Annotated in this window: 22 protein-coding genes; 14 read left to right on the forward strand and 8 right to left on the reverse strand. The window is 70.0% G+C overall.

The window, feature by feature from the left end:
• Positions 1 to 8: 8 nt before the first annotated feature.
• From ACOCMH_RS28885 to ACOCMH_RS28910, 6 genes are read right to left on the reverse strand one after another with little or no spacing between them, the layout of a single operon-like run.
• Positions 9 to 479 carry a type IV pilin protein gene (locus ACOCMH_RS28885; protein ID WP_427310773.1) on the reverse strand — a complete coding sequence of 157 codons (471 nt, stop codon included), beginning with the start codon at positions 477 to 479 and terminating at the stop codon, positions 9 to 11.
• The gene (locus tag ACOCMH_RS28890) at positions 479 to 3,856 is read right to left on the reverse strand and encodes a pilus assembly protein (protein WP_427310775.1); all 3,378 of its coding nucleotides are present in this window, start codon (positions 3,854 to 3,856) and stop codon (positions 479 to 481) included. The genes ACOCMH_RS28885 and ACOCMH_RS28890 overlap by 1 nt, the downstream gene beginning before the upstream one ends.
• Positions 3,853 to 4,440, reverse strand: coding sequence for a pilus assembly PilX family protein (locus tag ACOCMH_RS28895; RefSeq protein ID WP_427310777.1), 588 nt, complete (start codon positions 4,438 to 4,440; stop codon positions 3,853 to 3,855). Before ACOCMH_RS28895 ends, ACOCMH_RS28890 begins: the two co-directional genes overlap by 4 nt.
• Entirely contained in the window at positions 4,437 to 5,171 is a 735-nt protein-coding gene (locus ACOCMH_RS28900; protein ID WP_427310779.1) for a PilW family protein, read from the reverse strand. The genes ACOCMH_RS28895 and ACOCMH_RS28900 overlap by 4 nt, the downstream gene beginning before the upstream one ends.
• A 5-nt stretch (positions 5,172 to 5,176) precedes the next feature.
• Positions 5,177 to 5,737, reverse strand: a complete 561-nt coding sequence (pilV, locus tag ACOCMH_RS28905; protein WP_427310781.1) for a type IV pilus modification protein PilV — start codon at positions 5,735 to 5,737, stop codon at positions 5,177 to 5,179.
• Positions 5,728 to 6,372, reverse strand: coding sequence for a GspH/FimT family pseudopilin (locus tag ACOCMH_RS28910; RefSeq protein ID WP_427310783.1), 645 nt, complete (start codon positions 6,370 to 6,372; stop codon positions 5,728 to 5,730). Before ACOCMH_RS28910 ends, pilV begins: the two co-directional genes overlap by 10 nt.
• Before the next feature lie 514 nt (positions 6,373 to 6,886).
• On the opposite strand from ACOCMH_RS28910, the gene ACOCMH_RS28915 reads away from it, so the two are divergent.
• From ACOCMH_RS28915 to ACOCMH_RS28950, 8 genes are read left to right on the forward strand one after another with little or no spacing between them, the layout of a single operon-like run.
• Positions 6,887 to 7,207, forward strand: coding sequence for a hypothetical protein (locus ACOCMH_RS28915; RefSeq protein ID WP_427310785.1), 321 nt, complete (start codon positions 6,887 to 6,889; stop codon positions 7,205 to 7,207).
• Positions 7,204 to 8,142 (forward strand): PilW family protein, encoded by a 939-nt coding sequence (locus ACOCMH_RS28920; RefSeq protein WP_427310787.1) that lies wholly within the window; start codon positions 7,204 to 7,206, stop codon positions 8,140 to 8,142. Before ACOCMH_RS28915 ends, ACOCMH_RS28920 begins: the two co-directional genes overlap by 4 nt.
• Positions 8,136 to 8,741 (forward strand): pilus assembly PilX family protein, encoded by a 606-nt coding sequence (locus ACOCMH_RS28925; protein ID WP_427310789.1) that lies wholly within the window; start codon positions 8,136 to 8,138, stop codon positions 8,739 to 8,741. Before ACOCMH_RS28920 ends, ACOCMH_RS28925 begins: the two co-directional genes overlap by 7 nt.
• Positions 8,738 to 10,603: a pilus assembly protein PilY gene (locus ACOCMH_RS28930; protein ID WP_427310790.1), complete on the forward strand. Its 1,866-nt coding sequence runs from the start codon at positions 8,738 to 8,740 to the stop codon at positions 10,601 to 10,603. The genes ACOCMH_RS28925 and ACOCMH_RS28930 overlap by 4 nt, the downstream gene beginning before the upstream one ends.
• On the forward strand, positions 10,603 to 11,055 hold the full coding sequence (locus tag ACOCMH_RS28935) for a type IV pilin protein (RefSeq protein ID WP_427313389.1): 453 nt from the start codon (positions 10,603 to 10,605) through the stop codon (positions 11,053 to 11,055). The genes ACOCMH_RS28930 and ACOCMH_RS28935 overlap by 1 nt, the downstream gene beginning before the upstream one ends.
• Before the next feature lie 13 nt (positions 11,056 to 11,068).
• On the forward strand, positions 11,069 to 11,623 hold the full coding sequence (locus ACOCMH_RS28940; protein ID WP_427310792.1) for a GspH/FimT family pseudopilin: 555 nt from the start codon (positions 11,069 to 11,071) through the stop codon (positions 11,621 to 11,623).
• Positions 11,624 to 11,675: 52 nt separating this feature from the next.
• Positions 11,676 to 12,791, forward strand: a complete 1,116-nt coding sequence (gene ribD, locus ACOCMH_RS28945) for a bifunctional diaminohydroxyphosphoribosylaminopyrimidine deaminase/5-amino-6-(5-phosphoribosylamino)uracil reductase RibD (protein ID WP_427310793.1) — start codon at positions 11,676 to 11,678, stop codon at positions 12,789 to 12,791.
• Positions 12,792 to 12,848: 57 nt separating this feature from the next.
• Positions 12,849 to 13,472 carry a riboflavin synthase gene (locus ACOCMH_RS28950; protein WP_427310795.1) on the forward strand — a complete coding sequence of 208 codons (624 nt, stop codon included), beginning with the start codon at positions 12,849 to 12,851 and terminating at the stop codon, positions 13,470 to 13,472.
• A gap of 9 nt (positions 13,473 to 13,481) precedes the next feature.
• Here ACOCMH_RS28950 and ACOCMH_RS28955 read toward each other — a convergent pair whose 3' ends face one another.
• Positions 13,482 to 13,724 carry a hypothetical protein gene (locus ACOCMH_RS28955; protein WP_427310797.1) on the reverse strand — a complete coding sequence of 81 codons (243 nt, stop codon included), beginning with the start codon at positions 13,722 to 13,724 and terminating at the stop codon, positions 13,482 to 13,484.
• Positions 13,725 to 14,118: 394 nt separating this feature from the next.
• Here ACOCMH_RS28955 and ACOCMH_RS28960 point away from each other — a divergent pair, with 394 nt between their 5' ends.
• From ACOCMH_RS28960 to ACOCMH_RS28985, 6 genes are all read left to right on the forward strand, one after another.
• Positions 14,119 to 14,397 carry a hypothetical protein gene (locus ACOCMH_RS28960; protein WP_427310798.1) on the forward strand — a complete coding sequence of 93 codons (279 nt, stop codon included), beginning with the start codon at positions 14,119 to 14,121 and terminating at the stop codon, positions 14,395 to 14,397.
• 69 nt (positions 14,398 to 14,466) lie between these two features.
• Positions 14,467 to 14,718, forward strand: a complete 252-nt coding sequence (locus ACOCMH_RS28965) for a hypothetical protein (RefSeq protein WP_427310799.1) — start codon at positions 14,467 to 14,469, stop codon at positions 14,716 to 14,718.
• 304 nt (positions 14,719 to 15,022) lie between these two features.
• Complete coding sequence (gene ribBA / locus ACOCMH_RS28970) at positions 15,023 to 16,132, forward strand: bifunctional 3,4-dihydroxy-2-butanone-4-phosphate synthase/GTP cyclohydrolase II (RefSeq protein ID WP_427310801.1); 1,110 nt, start codon at positions 15,023 to 15,025, stop codon at positions 16,130 to 16,132.
• A 67-nt stretch (positions 16,133 to 16,199) separates the two neighbouring features.
• A complete protein-coding gene (gene ribH, locus ACOCMH_RS28975) occupies positions 16,200 to 16,700 on the forward strand; it encodes a 6,7-dimethyl-8-ribityllumazine synthase (protein ID WP_171516103.1) in 501 nt (166 codons plus the stop codon).
• Positions 16,693 to 17,223: a transcription antitermination factor NusB gene (gene nusB, locus ACOCMH_RS28980; RefSeq protein ID WP_427310803.1), complete on the forward strand. Its 531-nt coding sequence runs from the start codon at positions 16,693 to 16,695 to the stop codon at positions 17,221 to 17,223. Before ribH ends, nusB begins: the two co-directional genes overlap by 8 nt.
• 136 nt (positions 17,224 to 17,359) lie before the next feature.
• Positions 17,360 to 18,541 (forward strand): pyridoxal phosphate-dependent aminotransferase, encoded by a 1,182-nt coding sequence (locus ACOCMH_RS28985; protein ID WP_427310804.1) that lies wholly within the window; start codon positions 17,360 to 17,362, stop codon positions 18,539 to 18,541.
• 80 nt (positions 18,542 to 18,621) lie between these two features.
• On the opposite strand, the gene ACOCMH_RS28990 is transcribed toward ACOCMH_RS28985, so the two are convergent.
• The gene (locus ACOCMH_RS28990) at positions 18,622 to 19,722 is read right to left on the reverse strand and encodes a transglycosylase SLT domain-containing protein (RefSeq protein WP_427310806.1); all 1,101 of its coding nucleotides are present in this window, start codon (positions 19,720 to 19,722) and stop codon (positions 18,622 to 18,624) included.
• Positions 19,723 to 19,990 lie beyond the last annotated feature (268 nt).

Genomic DNA, 19,990 nt, shown 5'->3' on the forward strand with positions numbered 1-19,990 from the left:
GCCCTGCGCTACCAGCACTGCGCCGACGCCACGCCGGCGCGCATCCCGGTGTTTCCCTGCACCCCCAGGTGGTTGATGGTGTAGCTGCCGCAGTCGTCTCCCAGCTGCACGCCGACCGGCGTCGCCGTCGCGGTATAGCTGGTCGCCGGATTGCCCGCCACCACGGTCAGCTGGTAGTACGCCTGGCCGCCTGACTGGATCGCCACGGGGAACGCCGCGCCGGCATAGCCCAGCGCCGCGGGCGTGCCGCCATACACGTTCTGCGTGCTAAACAATCGCTCCTGGCGCGCCGCCAGGTCGAGCAACGCCGTCTTGGCGTCGGTGCGGCGCGACTTGCGCACATGCTCGGTGTATGACGGATAGGCAATCGCCGCCAGCACCGCGGCGATCGCCACCGTGATCATCAGCTCGATCAGCGTAAAGCCGGCGGCGGCACGCCGGGTGCGGGCAAAGGCAGGCAGAGGCAGGTTCATGGTCATCAGCGCAGGCGTATCCAGTTGAGGCGGGCGCCGGCGCCGTTGGCGCCGGGGTTGATCTGCGTGATGGCGCCGCTGCCGACCACGGTCTGCTGCACCAGGTAGGGCCGCTTCTTCGCCGTCACCACCGACGGCGTGCCGGTGCCACTCAGGCCGATGCCGCTGACGATGCCGTTGTTCAGCAGCGGGAAGGTGCTGCTGTTGGTGCTGCTGAAGAACGACTGCGCGGCCGCGCCGCCCGAGGCCATCGACACGCCCATGGTGAAGCCGAACGGCACCTCGGCATTGCACGACAGTGCCTGCGATAGGGCCGAACCGGGCGGGATGGTGGTGTTCACGATCACCATGCCGTAGGCGACCACCGGGTTGTAGATCACCTGCTCGCGCGTGGCCGACGGCAGCGGCAATTGCCAGCCGTACTTGTTGTTGCCGCTCGCGCAGGCGTTCGAACCCTGCCAGCACACCTTGTTCGCGCTGACCGTGCGCACCGTCACCGTGCCGCCAGCCGCGCGCCCTTCGGCGGTAATCGATTGCTGCGTCAGGTTGGCGCCGGCAAGCGGCCGCGTGGCGCTGGCCAGCGACGCATAGCGGGCCTGGGCGCCGGCGATCGCGTTCCACCCCGCCATGTCCCAGTCCCACACGCCATACAGCGCCTGCCCGCCCGGCTCGAACACTGCTTCGCTGCCCTGGGTCTGCTCCAGCCGGCGGCCCGTGCCGAACGCCACCACCACGCGCGGCATCGCCGCAGCGCCGGTGCCGGTGCCCGGCACCGAGCCCACCGCCACCTTCGTCGAGATGGGCTTGCCACCGGTCTGCATCAGCGGGCGGCTCCCGGCGCGCCAGTGGTCCGGATTGTCCGAGGTCAGGTCGAAGCGCCACAGGTTGCCGAACACGTCGCCGGCGTAGACATAGTCGGTGATGTGGTCGCCGTCGAGGTCTGCCGGCGTGACATAGGCAATGCCGTTCTTGCTGCTGGCGCCCGCGGGATCCTCCTGGGGGCCGTAGCCGGTGCCAAGATAGCGGAAGGTGCGCGAGCCGTCGGCCGGGTTGACCAGCATGATGAACAGGCCGGCCGAACCGCTCTTGCTGCCCAGCCCGTTGCCGAACAGCACGGCCCACTGGCCGTTGTGCAGGCGGCGGATCACGGGCGTGCCATAGGTGTTGCCAAGGTTGTCGCCGCAGGCGGTATCGCCGGCGCACTGCAGCGTGTTGTTCCACTCGCCGATCACCGTGGCGCTGGCCGCTGCCGGGGTATCGCTGAAGCGCTCCGGCTCGGTCACGTCCAGCGCGTAGAGTGCGCCGCCGGTCGCCGTCGCGGTCTTGCTGGCGAGCGGGCCGCCGCGGTTCGCCCCCGGGCCGAGGCCGCCGACGAGCCAGGTATGCCAGGCGTCGGCGTAATAGAGATCGCCGGTGCCGGGCGTGGCATCGACAAACAGGTTGTGCACGTATTGCGGCGAACTGTAGGCGAGCGCCGCATTGGTCGAATGGATGGTGTCGAGCACCGCGCCGGGCATGTACGCCAGCACCTCGCGGCCGTCGTTGGGCTTGCTGGCGTCGTTGCCGACGAAGGCGCCCGCGGCGTTGTAGTAGCCGGAACGAAAGCCGTGCAGCAGCCCGTCGTTGGCGCCGACATAGACCACGTTCAGCCGCTGCGCCCTGGCTTGCCGGAAGGCGTCATAGCTGCCGGCCGGCTCGGGCGGGCTGGCGCTCTTGTACAACGCATCGGTCCAGGGCCCGCTGTAAGGCGATGACGGTGCGCCCACCCAGGCCGGGCTGGAATCGATGATGTCGCCCAGCACGCCGGTGCGCTTGCGGAACAGGCCGGCACCGGATGCGGTCAGCTCCTTGCTGCGGTCCCCGCGCAGGTAGTCGAGGCGGTCGCCGGTCGGCGTGGCATCGCCCGCGGTCAGCCGGGACTTCAGCGCGGCGGGCAGGTTGGCATCCCAGCGCAGCGGGATGCCGGTGCTGCCGCTCCAGGTCAGGATCCTGCGGCTGTCCGGCGCCTGCGCCACAACCGAGGTGCCGGTCGCCGCGCAGCTGCCACCGGTTAGGGTGCAATGGGCGTTCCAGTTGGCCACGGTAGCAATCGACACCGAATCGGTGGCGGGATCGTAGAGCAGGTTCTGCGCGCTCAGCTCGCCCCACCAATTGGTCGGATGGTAGTAGGCCAGGTACACCTGCGAGCCCGCTTCGACCCGCGCGGACTGCTGCACGTTGGTGCCGGCCGAACTGCTGGACTGGCCCACCGGCTCGGCCTTGAAGCAGGTGATCTCGTGCACGTTGCTGCCGCTGCCGGTGCCGGCCGCGAAGCCGAAGCGCAGCGATGCCGGCACCGGTCCGTTGGCCTGGGTGATGTCCTGGTCGGTGATCACCGGCGTGGCCGCGCCGCCGTTATAGCTGTAGGACATGCTCAGCAGCCCGTTCTGGGTCAGCTTGAGCGAATAGACGATGGGGATGCCCTTGGCCCGCGTTGGCCTGGACACCGCCTGCTGGTTGGCGATCTTGTCCGGCAGGTCGCTGATGCCGAGGATGCGGTAGTTGTAGGCCAGCCGCCGCGCCTTGATATCGCCGCCGTCCTTGCCGTTGCTCCAGTCCTGCACGTAGCCGCGCGCACAGGTGTTTTGCACGGCCTGCGCTCGCTTGCTGAGGCTCAGGTTGTCCGGGTAATAGGCCGGATAGGCGGCGCGCAGGCCGGCCCAGTTGGTGTCGCCCGAGCCGCGCACGCTGATGCGGTTGGCCTGGAATGCCGGGCCCGAGTCGGTGTTGTCCGCCTTGTTCGAGAAATTGCCGAACTCGTCGATGCCGATGCCGATATAGCCGCCCGCCACCCCATCGTACGCGGCATTGGCGTTCGAGCAGCTGTAGCCCAGGCTGCCGCCCAGTCCGCCCACGGTGGGGCTCCGGCTGCCATCGGCCAGGTAAAAGCTGATGCCGTCGGCGCCGGTGCCGCGCAGGTTGTCGCCGCCGTAGGTGACGGTGGAAAACGTCACCTGCAGCCCTTCCTGCATGCCGAAGGTGAACCTCGACACCACCGCGCCGGTCTGGTTGTCGCCGTTGGCGCCCTCGGCCGTGTCGCCATTGGTCAGGCGCAGCGCGCCGTAACCCGCGGCGTCCGGCACGGTGCCGCTTGCACCGCCGACCAGCTTCGAGTTGCGGTCCCGATAGTAGGTGAAACTCGACGTGGCGCAGCCCGGAATCGAGCCAGTGCCGTTGCCTGCGGTCAGGCACGCGCCATTCAGCGCCACCCAGTCATACGAGGACGAAGCCCCGTTCAGGTTGTCCTGGATCACCAGTGCATGCGCCTGCCCGGCCAGAACCGCGTTCACGACGGCGCTTACGGCGGCGGCAAGGCAGGCGAGGCGTGGAGGTCGGCTCATCATTCTTTCCCGAGGTCTTTGGTGCCCGCGCCAAGCTGGTAGGTGCTCTGCACCACCGCCGCGGTGCCGTCGCTGCCGCCATAGCCGGCGCCGGTCACGCGGAACAGCATCGACAGCCCATCCGGCGACAGGCCCAGATAGTGGATGTAGAGGCTGGGCGCGCGCGCGTAATTGACATCATCGCCGGTCATGCCGCCCGGGCGGCCGGCGCTCGCCAGGTTCATCGACGGCGGCACATAGTCGGCCCGGGCCGGCATCCACGGCAGGTTGGCCGGGTCTGCCAGCGCATTGGCGCAGACCTGCAGATTGGCCGGATCGTTGGCGTCGATCACCGTGTTGCAGGCGGCGCCGGCCGAGCCGTTGCCCTGCCCCAGCCACCACTCGCCGTACTGCAGCGCGCCCTGCGCGGCTTCGAACGCACGCTGCTTCTCGCGCGTGTTGCCGGCGATCTTCTCCTGCAGGCCGAAGCTGCGGAACATCGTCACCGACAGCAGCGACAGGATCAGCAGAAACAGCAGGCCGATGATCAGGACATAGCCGCGCGGCGCGGCGCCGGCGCGGCAACGGGCTGGCATGGCGCGGGTCATGGGCGGTTCATCAGGCTGATGGTCTGGGTCCAGCCGAGCGTGGCCGGCTGGCCGGGCTGGCCGGCAAAGGGATTGGCAAACGTCAGCGTCACGCGCGCGGTGCGCACCTGGCCCCACAGTGCGCCGGCGGCGACCGCGCTGGCGCTCAAGTAGGTGTCGACGTTGCCGCCGTTGCCGGTGTCGGTGCCGTAGCGCACCCGCAGCGCCGTGATGCCGCCGGCCAGCGGCACCGCCGCGCCGCCGTTGACCGCGCAGGTCAGCTCGTTGGCGGCATTGACGGCAAAGGTATTGAGGTAGGAGACGCTGGCCCCCGAGGCATTGGCCGCGCCCTGGCAGTTCATGATGCCGTCGCCGCTGGCGGTGACGAAGCGCGCCGTCAGCGTATCGCTCGCACCGTCGGCGCCGGACTGCCCGACGATGGCCTGGCCCCCGGCGAAATCGCCAAAGGCATTGCCCGCCAGCGCCGGCAAAGCGTCCGCCGCCACCTGGTTCAGCGGATCGGGGAAGTACCCCGCCGACTGCACCGTGTTGGCCAGCATCGTCATCACCAGGCGCTCGCTGTCCTGCAGCGCGGCCAGCCGCTCCTGGTCGCGCACGGTGCCGCGCAGGTTGAGGAACACCGTCATCAGCGCCGCCAGCATGAACAGCGCGATGACCATCGCCACCAGCACCTCGACCAGCGAGACACCGGCCTGCCTGCGGCGAGGCAAGCCGCGCGGGATTCGAAGCATGGATCTCATGGCTGGACGTGCAGCGTCAGGCTTTGCGTGGCGGCCATGGCTTCGGTCTGCGCCGCGGTGGTCTGGTTGTAGGCCACGTAATGCTCGCTCCAGGTCGCGGTCAGGCTGCAACGGATCGGGCGGCTGATGTCGTTGGTGCAGTTGACCGTGGCCGCGTAGGTGGGAAAGTGCGCCGCCATATCCGCGGCCCAGTGCTGTACGTCGTAGGCGGCCATCTGGATCGGCGTGCAGGCTACGCTGGCGCAGTCGGGTGCAGGGGTGCTAAGCGCGCCGGTGCTGTCCGTCACCGTGGCGCCGGACAGCGTGAACCTCGCCGGCGCCGTGCCCGCCGCCCAGAAGCCGCGGTTGCCGTGCATCGCCGCGGCCAGGCTTTCCAGTTGCAGCGCCACCAGCGAACGCCCGCGCGCAATCTGCGTGTTGGCCAGCGCCGCCGCCTGCATCTTGGCCAGGCCGAGCAGCCCCACCGAGGTGATGACCAGCGTGATCAGCACCTCGATCAGCGAAAATCCGCGTGCCACGCGTCGCAAGCGCAGGCCTTGGTGACGGGTCACTGGCATGCGCCCTCCCCCGCGCGCTGTATCGTCTGCCGGCCGGCAATGTTGATGGCGATGCAGCGCGTGGCTTCGGCCGCCACCGGACTGGTGTGCAAGGTCATGGTCAGCGCGCCGCCGGGCAGCACGGCGAAGCCATCGCGGTTGTATGTCAGGAAGGCCGCGTTGGCGGCCGTGGTGAAGGTGTCGGTGGCGGACCAGCCGGCGCGGTAGTGCAGCACCTCGTCGGCCGGCGCCGCCGCGTCCACCGTTCCCGACGCATTGCGGTCGACGAACGCGATCCAGCCGCGCGCCCAGTTGCCGGCCCCCAGGCAGGCGGTGCCATTGACGGACGGGCACACGCTGACCGGCAAGCCGCGCTTGATGGCCTCGCTGCGCGCAAGCTGCAGGCTGCCGACCATCGACTGGATTTCGCTGTCCACCCGGCTGGTGCGCAGCAGCGAGACGAACGAAGGCGTGCCGATCGCGGCGAGGATCGCCACCATCACCACCACCGCCATCAGCTCGACCAGCGTCAGCCCGCGGCAGCGCCGGCGCGATGCCCAAGGGCTGACGCCAGCGCCGCGCCGGGCCCGATGCAGGTTGCCGCGAATGCCGCTGCCGCTGCAAGCCACGCGCACAGGCATGCCCGGGCCGTACATGGCCATATCGTGGTGAAGGCGGGGGGGCGCGGTTTCGCGAAGGCGAACCGTCGCCGGCATGTCAGCGCGCGGGCAGAGGTGCCGCCGCCGATGGACAAGGAACTGCCAGGATGACCCGATGCATGTTGACCCCCGATAAATGGCTTTGTTACCTGGGCAAGGCACCCCGCTCTGACGGCGGAAAGGCCAGCCCGCACCCGAAAATTCTTGTTCTATGCCTCGCTGCCGCCTGAGAGGACTGGCAACGGGATGCCGCGAATAGCGAAATCGTTACGACTTTGCAACACCCGAGATAGTGGGGAATTTGATAATTCCTGTCAATTGCATCGCGCAGGGTTCGGCGGTCAGGCGGCGCTGCGTTGGGCCGCCGCAACTGCCCGGAAGCAAGCGTAGCAATTGGGCGCGGCATGCCCGTGCTTAACACAATGGTGCGGATTTCCCCGCTTTACGTTTCGGCACGTTCGCGGCCCGGACGGCTCGCTAACCTTGGTCCGTCGCCTTCACAGCCCGTGCCATGCCCTCACCTGCAACCCCGCGCCGAACGCCGCCGCCAACCACCCCGCAACCCCGGCTCCAGCGCGCCTACGCCTTGATCGAGGCGCTCGGCGCCTTGTCGATCGTGCTTGCCGGACTGCTCCCGATGACGGTGATCGGCACCACCGGCCTGGGCTGGCTGCGCCAGCTGGAGCGCCTGGCGCAAGCCACGCGCAGCGCGGCCGACGATGCCGAACTGGCCGGCTGCGCGGCGCCCCTGGCACCCGTGGTCTCCGCCATGGTGCGGATGCCGGATGCCGGCCGCTGCCCGCCGGCCGGCGCAACCGGGGGTGCCCTATGAACGCGCCCATTGGCAAACGGATCTCGCGGACCCGCACGCGCGGCTTCTCGCTGGTCGAGTTGATGGTCGGCATGACGCTGGGCCTGATCGCCGCTGCCGCGGCCGGCGCCGCCTTGCTGGCCGCGCACGCAGCGTATCTGGCCACCACCGACCGCGTGCTGATCGAAGAACGCGGCCAGCGCGCGCTTACCATCGTCGCCACGCTGCTGCGGCAGGCCGGATGGCCGGGCGAGCCGGCGTCCGGCAGCGCCAACACCGCCCTGCCCGCGGTCAGCGGCGCGGACAATTGCGGGCAAGCCGCCGTGGCGGCCGTGCCTGCCTGCGCAAAGGCTGCGGTCGGCCAAAGCGACGCGCTGCTGGTCCGCTTCAGCGGCAGCGGCCGACCCGCCGCGCCGGCGCAGCCGGACGACACCATGACCGATTGCAGCGGCTATCCGGTCGCGGCGCGGCTGGCGGGCGCCGAGGCAACCGCCGGCTATGTCGCGGAGAACCTGCTCTATGTGGCGGCTGGCGCCGATGGCGTGCCGCAACTGCTGTGCCGTTACCCGACCCGCCGCAATGGCCTCATCGACGGCGGCGGCTGGACCTCGGGCGCGCTGGTGCGCGGCGTGGAATCGCTGCAATTGCGCTATGGGCTGGATCTGGACCAGGACGGCCGGCCCGAACGCTTCGAGACGGCATCGGCCCTCCCTGCGCTGGGCGAAGCCGCCTGGCAACGCGTGGTGGCGGTCCAGATCGCCATTGCCGTGCGGGGCGACCGGCCGGGCTCGGCCACGCCAGTCCAGGGCGGCGGCATGGGCACGGCGTGGCCGGCCGGCACCGCGGCGGGGGACCTGCCGCCCGCCGCGGCAGCGAAGGCCAGCACGGCACATCGCGTGTTCGCCGCCACGATACGGCTGCGCAATGCGCCCCGCTGCCAGGAGACGCTGTGTTAGCGCGCTGCCTGACACGCCCGCGCCAGGCCGGCGCGGTCACGCTGCTGCTATGCGGCACCATGCTGCTGATGGTGGTGCTGATCGCGGCCGCCACGCTGCATATGCTGCTGTCCGGCCGGCAGCTTGCCGTCATGCAGCGCGAGCGCGAACTCGCCTTCCGCGCCGCCGAGGCGGCCCTGCGCGATGGCGAGGCCGAACTGCTGGCCGCCGCGGCATCGCTCGACAAGCAGGATCGCCTGGGCCAGTGGCCGCCGCCGGGCCGCTGCGGCAGCGGCCAGCAGGCTGGCATCTGCCGGCCCGCGGTGTCCGGGCCGCCCGTGTGGCAACCGTGGCTGCGCGCCGATGCCGGCGTCGACGCCATCGGCGTGCCACTGGGGCGCTTTACCGGCGCTGCCCTGCCGGCGCCGCCAGCAGACGCCGCCGCAACGCAGGCGCCGCCGCGCTATGTCGCGGAGATCCTGGACGAAGCGCCGGCCGGCTACAGCGCGCCGGATCCGGCTGCCGCCCTCGCCCCGGCACCGCGGATCCGGGTCACCGCCATCGGCTTCGGCCACACCCGCGCCGTACGCGCCCTGTTGCAAAGCGTGATCCAGCCATGACCGGCCTCGCCGCTCGCTACGCCCTCGTCTGCCTTGCCCTCGTCTGCCTTGCCCTCGTCTGCCTTGCCCTCGTCCTGGCCCCGGCATGCCACGCCGCCGGGTCTGAAGCGGGGCGGCTGCCGCTGGCCTACCGCACCACGAACGGCGCCTATCCGTGGACCGGGCGTTTGTTCGCGGTCGGCTGGCAGGATCCCGCCCAGGCACCCTCGCCGGACCTGTGGGAAGCCGGCGACCGCCTAGACCGCCGGACGGCGCCATCGCGGTGGATATTCACATATGCGGCACCGGCCGGCGAGACGGCACGCGCCATGCCGCTGCAATGGGATGCCGTGGCCCGCGTCTTGCCCGATGTGGACCGCGCCGCGGTGGACTGGCTGCGCGGTGACCAGCCCCACGCCGGCCTGCGCCCGCGCGACACGCGCCTGGGCCATGCGGCAGGCGCACGGGTGCGGGTGGTGGCACCGCCGGCCTGGTCGCCCGGCAAGTCGGGCCACGCGGGCTTTCGCCTGCGCTACGGCCTGCGGCCGCACATGGCCTGGCTGGGCACCAGCGACGGCCTGCTGCATGCATTCGATGCCGCGACCGGCGAGGAGCGTGCCGCGTACCTGCCAGGCGCGCTGCTGCCCTATGCCGTTTCCATGACGGCGGCGGGTGCGCCGACGGTGCCGTCGCCATGTCCGCGCCCTGAAGCGCAGGATGTGGCCATCCGCGGCGAATGGCGCACGGTCTTGCTGTGCGGCATCCCGGCCAGTGCCGGAGCTGGCAACCCCCCGGCGGCTTTTGTGCTCGACGTGTCCGATCCCGACGGGCAGATGCCATTCGTGCCGATATGGGAAGTCGCCGCGACCGAGGCCCTGCCACTGGCCGGGCGCGGGCCGGTACGTGCCGCCGGCATCCATGGCGCGGATGGGTTGCGCTGGTTCGCGGTGGTGATCCTTGGCGCCAGCGCCAAGGGCGCGGCAGGCGCTGTCCGTGCCGGACTTGCGTTGCTGCCATTGGACAAGCCAGCCGGCGCCGCATGGGCCGGCCAGTACGCCATTCGCACCTTGCCCTTGCCGGAACGCGATTGCCTGGGCGAACCCGCGGCCAGCCAGCTCGTGGCGGTCAGCGTGCTGTCCGATCTCACCGGCGCCGCGCTCGCTGCCTACGCCACCGACGATGCCGGCCAGCTCTGGCGCTTTCCGCTCGCCGACGCGCCGCAGGCCGGGCCCAGCCCTGCCGCGGCATGCGTGCACCGGATGCGCCAGTTTGCGCAGCCGGCCAGCGACGAAGCCCCCGTGCTGCTCGGATCGCCGACGGCGCCCATGGTGGTCTACGGCGCCGGCAACGAACTGGCCGCGGTGCCCGATGACCTTGCCGCACGCAGCGCCACATCGCGCACGACTCGGCAGGTCACGACCGAGGCCACAGACAACGGCCATATCCTGCGTGCGATACCGGGCGGCGCGGAGGATGCCGGCTGGCGCCTGAGCCTGCCCCATGCCGGCGAACAACTGGTCGAGAGCCAGCCGCTATTCCCCGGCTATCTGCTGTTCGTGACACGCACGCCCGATGGCGCGCAGCGCAGCTACCTGGTGCTGGCGGCAACCGGGGAATCCTTCGTCCAGCGCAGCACCGGCGAGCGCCTGCTCGTCGCCACCGGCCAGTGGCTGCCGCCCGAGGCGAGCGTGTTCGCGACCCGCATCGAATTGCCGGGCACGCCTGCACAACCGGGCGAGGCCGGGCGCCAGGCGTATTCGCTCTCGGTGTGGTCCGCTACCGGCAACGCCGTCACGCGCGTCGCGCAAACGCTGGCCACGCGCCGCACCGGGCGCCTGCGCTGGCGCGAGCTCGTCGGCCCGGCACGAGAGGATTCACCATGATGACCGTGGCCTCGACTTGCCGGCGCAGGCGCGGCTTCAGCCTGATCGAGCTGGCGGCTGCGCTGGCCGTGCTGGCGATCCTCACGGCCATTGCCGTGCCCGCGTGGCAACGCCATCTGGCGCGAGGCTGGCGCGCGCAGGCCCGCGCCGCGCTGACCGGCGCGATGCTGCAACGGGAACGGCACGCGCTCGAGGCCATGACCTTTGCCGCCGCGCCGGGGTCTGACGTGGTTGCCGGCGAGTGGCCGCTGCGCGTACCGGCCAGCGGCCCCGTGCGCCATCTGGTGAGCGCCGGCGCTTGTCCGCAAGCCACGCTGGACACCTGCGTCGAACTCCGTGCGACGCCGCAAGCCGCCGATCCCGAATGTGGAACGCTGATCCTGCGCAGCACCGGCCAGTGGCTGGCGCAGCCCGAAGGCACGGTGCCGCAGCCGTTGCCGCCCCATTGCTGAGGCCATGATGGACATGTCACGGGATGCCGGCAGGCACCGCCGCCCTGATGGCCTGACGCTGGTCGAACTGGCCGCCGGCCTGGCCATTCTTGGCCTGCTCTCGGCCGCCGCCTATCCGCTCTTCAGCGGCATGCTCGCGCGCCAGCAGGTCACGCTCGCGGCCGACCGGCTGGCGATGTCGCTGGCGCTGGCTCGCGCCACCGCGCTGTCACGCCGCATCGAGGTGACGCTGCAGCCGCTGCCGGGCGAGGCCACGCTGAGTCCGGGCTGGCAACTGGTGACGGACGGCGCCGGCCCGGACCGGCAGGTGGTGCTGTCCGTGGTCGAGCCGGGCATGCCGTGCCTGTCCGTGACGCTGCGGCAAACCGTGCGCGGCGCCAATGTGCTGAAATTCCTGCCTGTGGGATACTCTCGTTCTGAGCAGGGCGGTTTTCAGGCCGCCACCTTCACGCTTGGCTGCCGTGGCGAGCAGCGGCAAGTCAGGTTGGGCGCGCAGGGACGTATCCGACTCTGCACACCCGGCCGCGACGCTGACTGCGAGGCGGCGGAATCCTCCGAGCCGCCATGACCCGGCTGCCCTGTCACCCCAATCGCAGCGCCAAGGCCCACCCGATCGCCGAATGTTTTCCGATACCGACCACGCCGCCATGCAACAGGCGCTCGCGCTCGCCGCGCGGGGCATGTTCAACACCACGCCCAACCCTCGCGTCGGCTGCGTGCTGATCAAGGCTGGCCAGGTCATCGGACAGGGCTTCACCCAACCGGCCGGCCAGGACCACGCCGAGATCCAGGCGATGAAAGACGCGTTGTCACGGGGGCTCGATCCGGCCGGCGCCACCGCCTATGTCACGCTGGAGCCGTGCAGCCATTTCGGGCGCACGCCGCCATGCGCCGACGCGCTGGTGCGCGCTGGCGTGACGCGCGTGGTGGCAGCGATGGAAGATCCCAATCCGTCGGTCTCCGGGCGCGGCCTGCAGCGCCTGCGCGATGCCGGCATCGACGTGCGCTGCGGCCTGCTGGAAAAAGAGGCGCGCGACCTGAATATCGGCTTCGTCTCGCGCATGACGCGCGGGCTGCCGTGGGTGCGCGTCAAGGTGGCGGCCTCGCTGGACGGCGCCACCGCGCTGCATGACGGCACCAGCCAGTGGATCACCGGCCAGGCCGCGCGCGACGACGGGCACGCCTGGCGCGCGCGCGCCTGCGCCATCCTGACCGGGATCGGCACCGTGCGCGACGACAATCCCGCCCTGACCGTGCGGGCCATCGCCACGCCGCGCCAGCCGCAGCGGGTGCTGGTCGATTCCCGGCTCGAAGTGCCGCTCGACGCCCAGATATTGGCGCCTGACACCGGCGAGTTCGCCAAGCCCGTGCTGGTGTTCTGCGCCGTGGAAGACCGCCAGCGCCAGCGCGCGCTGGAGGGCCGCGGCGCTGAAGTCGTGGTGCTGCCCAACCCGCACGGCAAGGTCGAATTGCGCCGCATGCTGGAAGAGCTCGGCCGCCGTGGCATCAACGAATTGCACGTCGAGGCGGGCTTCAAGCTCAACGGTTCACTGGTGCGCGAGCATTGCGCCGACGAATTGCTGATCTACCTCGCGCCCAAGCTGCTCGGCGATGCCCAGGGCATGTTCAACCTGCCGCCGCTGGCACGGCTGCAGGATGCCGAGCAGTTCCACTGGCATGAAGTCCGGCAGATTGGCGACGACCTGCGCCTGATCGCCCGGCGCAATGACGCGTAGCGCCAGCCGCGCCAGCGCATCCCCCAGATCCCAAAACCTCAAGCACAAGACTCCACCATGTTTACTGGCATTGTCGCGGCGGTCGGCCGCATTGAATCCGTTACCCCGCTCGGCGCCGCCGCCGACGCCGGCGTGCGCCTGCGCATCGCCGCGGGCGGGCTGGACCTGTCGGACGTCATCATCGGCGACAGCATCGCCATCCAGGGCGCCTGCATGACCGTGATCGCCATGGCGCCCGACGCGTTCGACGTCGAAGTCTCGCGCGAATCGCTTGACAAGACCGTGGGGCTGGACCGCCCCGGCCGCGTCAATCTGGAAAAGGCGCTGCGCCTGGCCGACCGGCTCGGCGGCCACCTGGTATCGGGGCACGTCGACGGCCTGGGTGAAGTGGTGCATTTCGCCCCCGTGGGCGAGTCGCATGAGCTGCGCCTCCGCGCGCCGCGCGAACTGGCCCGCTACCTGGCCTACAAGGGCTCGGTGGTGGTCAACGGCGTGTCGCTGACCGTCAACCGCGTCAGCGACGAAGCCGACGGCTGCGTGTTCTCGATCAACCTGATCCCGCACACCGTCGAAGTCACCACGCTGCAGGAACTCAAGCCGGGCGCGCGCGTGAACCTCGAGATCGACCTGATCGCGCGCTATGTGGAACGGATGCTGTCGACCGCGCAGGCTCCCGCGTAAGCGCCGCGGCTACTTGCCCTCGTCGGGCACGTTGTAAGCCTGGCGCAGCTGGTCCGTGAAGGGGCGCAGCGCTTCCACGCACGCGGCGCTGTCGCCGCCTTCCATGGTCGACAGGCTCCAGTTGCAGCCGCTGGCATCCGGCGCGTGCCAGACGATATCGCCAAAGCAGGCGCCCTCGCAGGCCGGCACCCTGGCCTGCTGTGCCCGGACCATCGCTCGCAGTTCGGCCTTGTTCTTGATCTGTCTCGGCATGGCTGTCTCCCTGAGTTTGAGCAAACTGAGTGTGCAAAGCGTGCGGACGCGATCGGACTGGGCCGGATCCGCAGTCCGGCGGGCACTTCTGCTCCGCCATCAGTGCAGCTTACGCTGCCTCCCCGCTTTCGGGGCGGATTTCTTGCCGCGATGCCTATGTTGTAAGCGAGCTGGGATGGATCGCGCGACGCGCCTAGAATAAAAGGGCTGTGCGCAGGGCAGGTCTGGCCCGCGGCGCACGCCCCGCATTTCGGCTTCCCTCGTCTACGCCTCTTCGGACGCTGCCCTCCCGGCGATCACGTCCTGCTCACTGGCGTTCCATACATCCGCCACCCCGTGCGCAAGCGCCGTGGCCGCCGTGCCGGCTTTCGCCCGGCAATCAAGAGGACTTCGCATGCCCGCGCCTGCTTCCCGAATGACTTACCGCTGGATTGCCGCCATGCCGCAGCCGTCGCGCCATGCCGCCCACGTGCCGCATCGCATGGGCCTGCTGCGGCTCAGTTCGACGCCACTGCGGCGCGCCGTCACGCTGCTGATCGACTGGGATCGCGCCGTCGGCGACGGCTGGCCGCGCTTGCAGCCGCCGTCATGGCCGTTGTTCAGGCCATTCCGGCGTGCCGGCACGCGGCGCTATGCCGGCTTTCCGTGGTGCCATGGCCGGCCTCCTGGCTGAGGGGATGCCGCGTATCGCCATCTCGCCGTATCTCACGCGCCTGCGCAGCGCCAACCAACTGGAACCACCATGGGCGAAAGCTTCTTCTATCAGCACTGCCACGTTGTCGTAACGCTGGCCGAAGTGAGCTTCGGCAAATGGGAATGGGCATATGCGCTCGATGCGCATGCCAGCTTCGCCCAGCCCAACGCCGGCCTCCCCACCCGCGAACTCGCGCTGGCTGACGCAACGCGCGCAGCCCGGGCACGCATCGCCAGGACCTCGCGCCTGCGCACCGCGGCAGAGGCCGCCTCGCGGACGCCGCTGGCCCAGGCCGCGTAAGGCCGACGCATTCCGGCCAAGCGCCGCAGTCGGCTCCCGGCCGGCCCGGCGCCTCGCCGCGGCGCCCGCCCCTCCACACCGCTACCACAGTCGGCGCACTTTCCGCTGCCGCCGCCTCCCGCATGGCTTGCCTTGGCGTACAATACCCGGCTTGACTGGGCAACCCGCCGGGCGTATATGGCCAGGCGGTCCTGGCCCCATGCCCCGCCTCAGTCCGGCCGCTTTCAACCGCGGCCATGGTTCCTCCCGCAGCTAATCGCCGGTTTTTCGCCCGACTTCGCCCCAACTTGCCGTTCAGCACGCCATGACAATCGCCAGTACTGAAGACATCATTGCCGACATTCGCGCCGGCCGCATGGTCATCCTTGTCGACGAGGAAGACCGCGAAAATGAGGGCGACCTGGTCCTGGCTGCCGATTTCGTCACGCCGGAAGCCATCAACTTCATGGCCAAGCATGGCCGCGGCCTGATCTGCCTGACACTGACCGCCGAGCGCTGCCGCCAGCTGGACCTGCATCCGATGGTGAGCCGCAACGGCACCCAGCACGGCACCAACTTCACCGTGTCGATCGAGGCCGCCGAGGGTGTGACCACCGGCATCTCCGCCGCCGACCGCGCCCGCACTGTGCAGGCCGCCGTCGCGCGCGACGCCAAGCCGGCCGACCTGGTCCAGCCGGGCCATATCTTCCCGCTGACGGCGCAGCCCGGCGGCGTGCTGATCCGCGCCGGCCATACCGAGGCCGGCTGCGACCTGGGGGCGCTGGCCGGACTGACGCCCGCGGCCGTGATCTGCGAGATCATGAAGGACGACGGCACCATGGCGCGCCTGCCCGACCTGGTCGAGTTCGCGCAGGAGCACGGCCTGAAGATCGGCACCATCGCCGACCTGATCCACTACCGCAGCCGCACCGAGAGCATTATCGAGCGCGTCGGCGAGCGCGCCATGCAAACCCCGTACGGCACCTTCCACAGCATCGCCTACCGCGACAAGCCGACCGGCCAGGCCCACCTGGCGCTGGTCAAGGGCCAGCCCACCCCGGAACAGGAAACGCTGGTGCGCGTGCATGAGCCGTTCTCGGTGCTGGACCTGCTGGAAGTGAAATGCACCACGCACTCGTGGAGCATCCCGGCGGCCATGCACGCTATCGCCGAGGCTGACAACGGCGTGATCGTGCTGCTGAACTGCGGCGACACGGTGGAACAGCTGTTCACGCAGTTCGGCGCGCTCGACGCCCCGCAATCGCGGCCCCGCCGCAAGCCGGACCTGCGCACCTATGGCATGGGCGCGCAGATCCTGAAGGATGTCGGCGTCGGCAAGATGCGCGTGCTGGCGGCCCGCCAGCGCATGCCCAGCATGACCGGCTTCGATCTGGAAGTGACCGGCTACCAGCCGATGAACGGCCAGGCCGACTGAGCCAGCCCCACATACCCGGGCCGCGGCGCATGCCGCCGCGCCCTCCCGAAAACTGGAGAATTGAACAATGGATCACGGCTTCTACCCCAGCAACCTCGACGGTGAAGGCCTGCGTATCGGCATCGTGCAGGCACGCTTCAACGAGCCGGTCTGCGCCGAGCTGCTCGAGGCCTGCGTGGCCGAGCTGGAAAAGCTCGGCGTCGAGGGCGAAGACACCCTGGTGGTGACCGTCCCCGGCGCACTGGAAGTCCCGCTGGCGCTGCAGAAGATGTGCGAGAGCGGCCAGTTCGACGCGCTGGTCGCGCTGGGCGCGGTGGTGCGCGGTGAGACCTATCATTTCGAGCTGGTCTCGAATGAGTCGGGCGCCGGCATCACCCGCGTCGGCCTGGACTTCAATGTGCCGATCGCCAACGGCATCCTGACCGTCGACTCCGACGAGCAGGCCCACGCCCGCACCCGCGAAAAGGGCCGCGACTGCGCCCGCGCCGCGGTGGAGATGGCCAACCTGGTGGCGGCGCTCGATTCGCTGCGCGGCCAGGAAGACGAAGACGAGGACGACGATGAGTGATACGTCGAAACATCCCGACCAGCAGGCCGGCGCCGAAGCCGGCAAGGCAGCTGGCGGCAAGTCCGGCGCGGCCCGCACCGAAGCCAAGGCCCCGCCCAAGAGCGCGCGCCGCCGCTCGCGCGAGCTGGCCCTGCAGGGCCTGTACCAGTGGCTGCTGAACCGCAACGACATCGGCGCGATCCAGGCCCACCTGCACGACGCGCAAGGCTTCAACAAGGCCGACCGCGAGCACTTCGACGCGCTGCTCAACGGCGCCGTGCGCGAAGAAACCCGCCTGACCGCCGCGTTCGAGCCGTTCCTGGACCGTTCCGTCGACGAGCTCTCGCCGGTCGAGCGCGCCGCGCTGCTGGTCGGCAGCTATGAGTTGGTGCACTGCCTCGACATCCCGTACAAGGTGGTCATCAACGAAGCCGTCGAGCTGACCAAGACCTTCGGCGGCGTCGAGGGTTACAAGTATGTCAACGGCGTGCTGGACAAGCTGGCCGCCCAGGTGCGCGCCCCCGAGGTGGCTGCGCGCCGCTGAGCCCTGCCCCGCGGCCTTGCCGTGCCGTCACGTTGGCCCTGGCGCCGGCGCCGATGAAGACGACACCCGCCGCGGCGGGTGTTTTCGTTCCCCTACCCCTTCTTGCTGAATGGGCGCCTGCCCGCCCTGGAACACCATGGACTTGCAACGCCTGGCCACCGCCTCCCGCCTCGCCAACATCGACGCCTTCCATGTGATGGAGCTGGCCAAGCAGGCCGCCGCGCTGGAGCGCGCCGGCCGCCATATCGTGCACATGGGCATCGGCGAGCCGGACTTCACCGCGGCCGAGCCGGTGGTGCGCGCGGCGGAAGCCGCGATGCGCCGCGGCGTCACGCAGTACACCGGCGCGCTTGGCATCCACCCGTTGCGCGAGGCCATTGCCGGCTATTACCAGACGGCCTACGGGCTGGATATCCCGGCGCGGCGCGTGATCGTCACCGCCGGCGCCTCGGGCGCGCTGCTGCTGGCGTGCGCGGTGCTGGTGGAGATCGGCGCCGAGGTGCTGATGCCCGACCCCAGCTACCCGTGCAACCGCCACTTCGTCGCCGCCTTCGACGGCGCCGCGCGCATGATCCCGAGCGGCCCGGCCGAGCGCTTCCAGCTGACCGCGGCGCAAGTCGAGGCCAACTGGGGCGAACAGACCCGGGGGGTGCTGCTGGCCTCGCCGTCCAACCCGACCGGCACCTCGATCCTGCCCGACGAACTTGCCCGGATCCTGCAAGCGGTGCGAGCGCGCAACGGCTTTGCCATCCTCGACGAGATCTACCAGGGCCTGTCCTATGACGCCCCGCCGGTGTCGGCGCTGAGCCTGGACCCTGACGTGGTCACGGTAAACAGCTTCTCGAAGTACTTCAACATGACCGGCTGGCGCCTGGGCTGGCTGGTGGTGCCCGAGGCGCTGGTCGAGGCTTTCGAGAAAGTCGCGCAAAACCTGTTCATCTGCGCCTCCGCGGTGGCGCAATACGCCGCGTTGGCGTGCTTTACGCCCGAGGCGCTTGCCATCTACGACGAACGCAAGGCCGAATTCCGCCGCCGCCGCGACCTGATCGTGCCGGCGCTGGAGTCACTGGGCCTGCGCGTGCCGGTGCGCCCCGACGGCGCCTTCTATGTGTATGCGGACTGCCGGGGCGTCAACCACCCGGCCGCCGGCGACGCCGACCGGCTGACGCAGTCGATGCTGCACGATGCGGGCGTGGTGATGGTGCCGGGGCAGGATTTCGGCCCGCATACGGCCAGGGACTACATCCGGATCTCATACGCGACCTCGCGCGAAAATATCGAAGAGGCGATGGCGCGGCTGGGCAAGCTGTTCCGCTGAGCGCGCCCGGTCGCTGGCGCGGCGGGCAAAAAAAAGCACCCCGTGGGGTGCTTTTCTTCTTGGCGATGCCGCAGCCCGGCTCAGGCGTTGTGCGGCCCGGTGTTGGCTTCCAGCTTCTCGGTCGGCGCGTGCTCGGCCGGGGCCTTGTCCTCGGCCGGCTTGTCGGCGTTGGCGGGCGCGCTGCGCACGCCGATCAGCTGGCGCAGGCGGGCACGCTCGGCCAGTACCTTGGCGCCGTAGCCGCCGTCGGTGGCCGTGGTGGCGCCGACGTAGTACTTCAGGCCGCCCTCGAGCGAGCCGGCGCGGGCGATGCAGTCCTTGAGCACCAGCGCGCCGATCTTGATGTTGGCGTACGGGTTCAGCGCCGCGGACACGCCGCCGACGGCTTCGTACTTGTCCTGGTGGACCTTGGTCATCACCTGCATCAGCCCCTGCGCACCCACGCCGCTTTCGGCGTACGGGTTGAAGCTGGACTCGATCGCGATCACGCCCAGGATCAGCAGCGGATCGATGCCGACCTCACGGCCGGTCAGGTAGGCCGCCTTGACCAGTTGCGCGGTGGCCTGGGCCGCCACGCGGTACTTGCGGGCGATATAGTCGGCTACGGCGGCCTGCTCGCGCGCGCTGCCGAGCGTGCCGCTGGTGCTGCGGGCGTCCATCGCCACGCGCGTCACCGGAATCTGCGCGGCCAGGTGCGCGACCGACGGCACCTTGGTATTGGCAGCCAGGGTCCATTCGTCGACGCCCGACACGGTCGGCAGACCAAGCTTGCCACCGCGGCCGTTGCCGGCGCCATAGCCCAGCTTGGCCGCCGCGACGTCCGCCGTGCTGGGCGGAACGGGGCTGGCGACGGCTGCGCTGTTGGCCGTGCCGGCATGCGCCTGCGGTGCCACGGCTGCGCTCACCAGCACCGCGGGTGCTTCGTCGCCGGCCAGCAAGGCGGCCAGCGTGGTGCGCCATTCCTGGCTCACCGACAGCGACACCGCCGAAACCACCGCCACCACGCCCAGGCTGTTCAGGGCGTACTTCAGCGTTGCACGGCCCCCGCGCAACGCGCGGCCCGCGACCGGATGCGCGAGACGGACCTGCAATGCCCGACTCACTCCGGGTACCGGCTGTCGGAGGCGGACCTGCAAGGCCCGCCCGATGCCGGGAAGATGAAGGGTTTTCCAACCGCTCATGCTTACCTCCATCCGTTGCCCGCTTCGCGTGCCAAACTGCGGCGCGCGCCCGATCTCAACGTACTCAAGTAAGGATGCCGCGCCGTCTAGCAGAGACGACCAAGCACCTGTTGGCAGGGCGCTCCCCATGCGCCCAACTGGAAACAGGTTGCACTCTGGGGGAGCACCACCTGCCACGACTTAACTCTCTACACTCCGGCATGTCGCCGGAGGCGACCGGTCATCCCGCCATTCGCGCGGGACCTTGACCATCGGTCCTTGCTGGAGG

It is taken from the genome of Cupriavidus sp. H39 (assembly GCF_050271075.1).
In the GTDB taxonomy this organism is placed as follows: Bacteria; Pseudomonadota; Gammaproteobacteria; order Burkholderiales; family Burkholderiaceae; genus Cupriavidus; species Cupriavidus necator_B.

Bases quoted from the DNA above. Each gene is read 5' to 3' on its own strand.
- ribH (WP_171516103.1), top strand. From the start codon at position 16,200: ATGGATCACGGCTTCTACCCCAGCAACCTCGACGGTGAAGGCCTGCGT.
- ACOCMH_RS28990 (WP_427310806.1), bottom strand. From the start codon at position 19,722: ATGAGCGGTTGGAAAACCCTTCATCTTCCCGGCATCGGGCGGGCCTTG.
- ACOCMH_RS28935 (WP_427313389.1), top strand. From the start codon at position 10,603: ATGACCGTGGCCTCGACTTGCCGGCGCAGGCGCGGCTTCAGCCTGATC.
- pilV (WP_427310781.1), bottom strand. From the start codon at position 5,737: ATGCCAGTGACCCGTCACCAAGGCCTGCGCTTGCGACGCGTGGCACGC.
- ACOCMH_RS28955 (WP_427310797.1), bottom strand. From the start codon at position 13,724: ATGCCGAGACAGATCAAGAACAAGGCCGAACTGCGAGCGATGGTCCGG.
- ACOCMH_RS28895 (WP_427310777.1), bottom strand. From the start codon at position 4,440: ATGACCCGCGCCATGCCAGCCCGTTGCCGCGCCGGCGCCGCGCCGCGC.
- ACOCMH_RS28960 (WP_427310798.1), top strand. From the start codon at position 14,119: ATGCCCGCGCCTGCTTCCCGAATGACTTACCGCTGGATTGCCGCCATG.
- ribBA (WP_427310801.1), top strand. From the start codon at position 15,023: ATGACAATCGCCAGTACTGAAGACATCATTGCCGACATTCGCGCCGGC.
- ACOCMH_RS28950 (WP_427310795.1), top strand. From the start codon at position 12,849: ATGTTTACTGGCATTGTCGCGGCGGTCGGCCGCATTGAATCCGTTACC.
- ACOCMH_RS28910 (WP_427310783.1), bottom strand. From the start codon at position 6,372: ATGTACGGCCCGGGCATGCCTGTGCGCGTGGCTTGCAGCGGCAGCGGC.
- ACOCMH_RS28920 (WP_427310787.1), top strand. From the start codon at position 7,204: ATGAACGCGCCCATTGGCAAACGGATCTCGCGGACCCGCACGCGCGGC.
- ACOCMH_RS28965 (WP_427310799.1), top strand. From the start codon at position 14,467: ATGGGCGAAAGCTTCTTCTATCAGCACTGCCACGTTGTCGTAACGCTG.
- ACOCMH_RS28885 (WP_427310773.1), bottom strand. From the start codon at position 479: ATGACCATGAACCTGCCTCTGCCTGCCTTTGCCCGCACCCGGCGTGCC.
- ACOCMH_RS28930 (WP_427310790.1), top strand. From the start codon at position 8,738: ATGACCGGCCTCGCCGCTCGCTACGCCCTCGTCTGCCTTGCCCTCGTC.
- ACOCMH_RS28985 (WP_427310804.1), top strand. From the start codon at position 17,360: ATGGACTTGCAACGCCTGGCCACCGCCTCCCGCCTCGCCAACATCGAC.
- ACOCMH_RS28940 (WP_427310792.1), top strand. From the start codon at position 11,069: ATGTCACGGGATGCCGGCAGGCACCGCCGCCCTGATGGCCTGACGCTG.
- nusB (WP_427310803.1), top strand. From the start codon at position 16,693: ATGAGTGATACGTCGAAACATCCCGACCAGCAGGCCGGCGCCGAAGCC.
- ACOCMH_RS28915 (WP_427310785.1), top strand. From the start codon at position 6,887: ATGCCCTCACCTGCAACCCCGCGCCGAACGCCGCCGCCAACCACCCCG.
- ribD (WP_427310793.1), top strand. From the start codon at position 11,676: ATGTTTTCCGATACCGACCACGCCGCCATGCAACAGGCGCTCGCGCTC.
- ACOCMH_RS28900 (WP_427310779.1), bottom strand. From the start codon at position 5,171: ATGCTTCGAATCCCGCGCGGCTTGCCTCGCCGCAGGCAGGCCGGTGTC.
- ACOCMH_RS28890 (WP_427310775.1), bottom strand. From the start codon at position 3,856: ATGATGAGCCGACCTCCACGCCTCGCCTGCCTTGCCGCCGCCGTAAGC.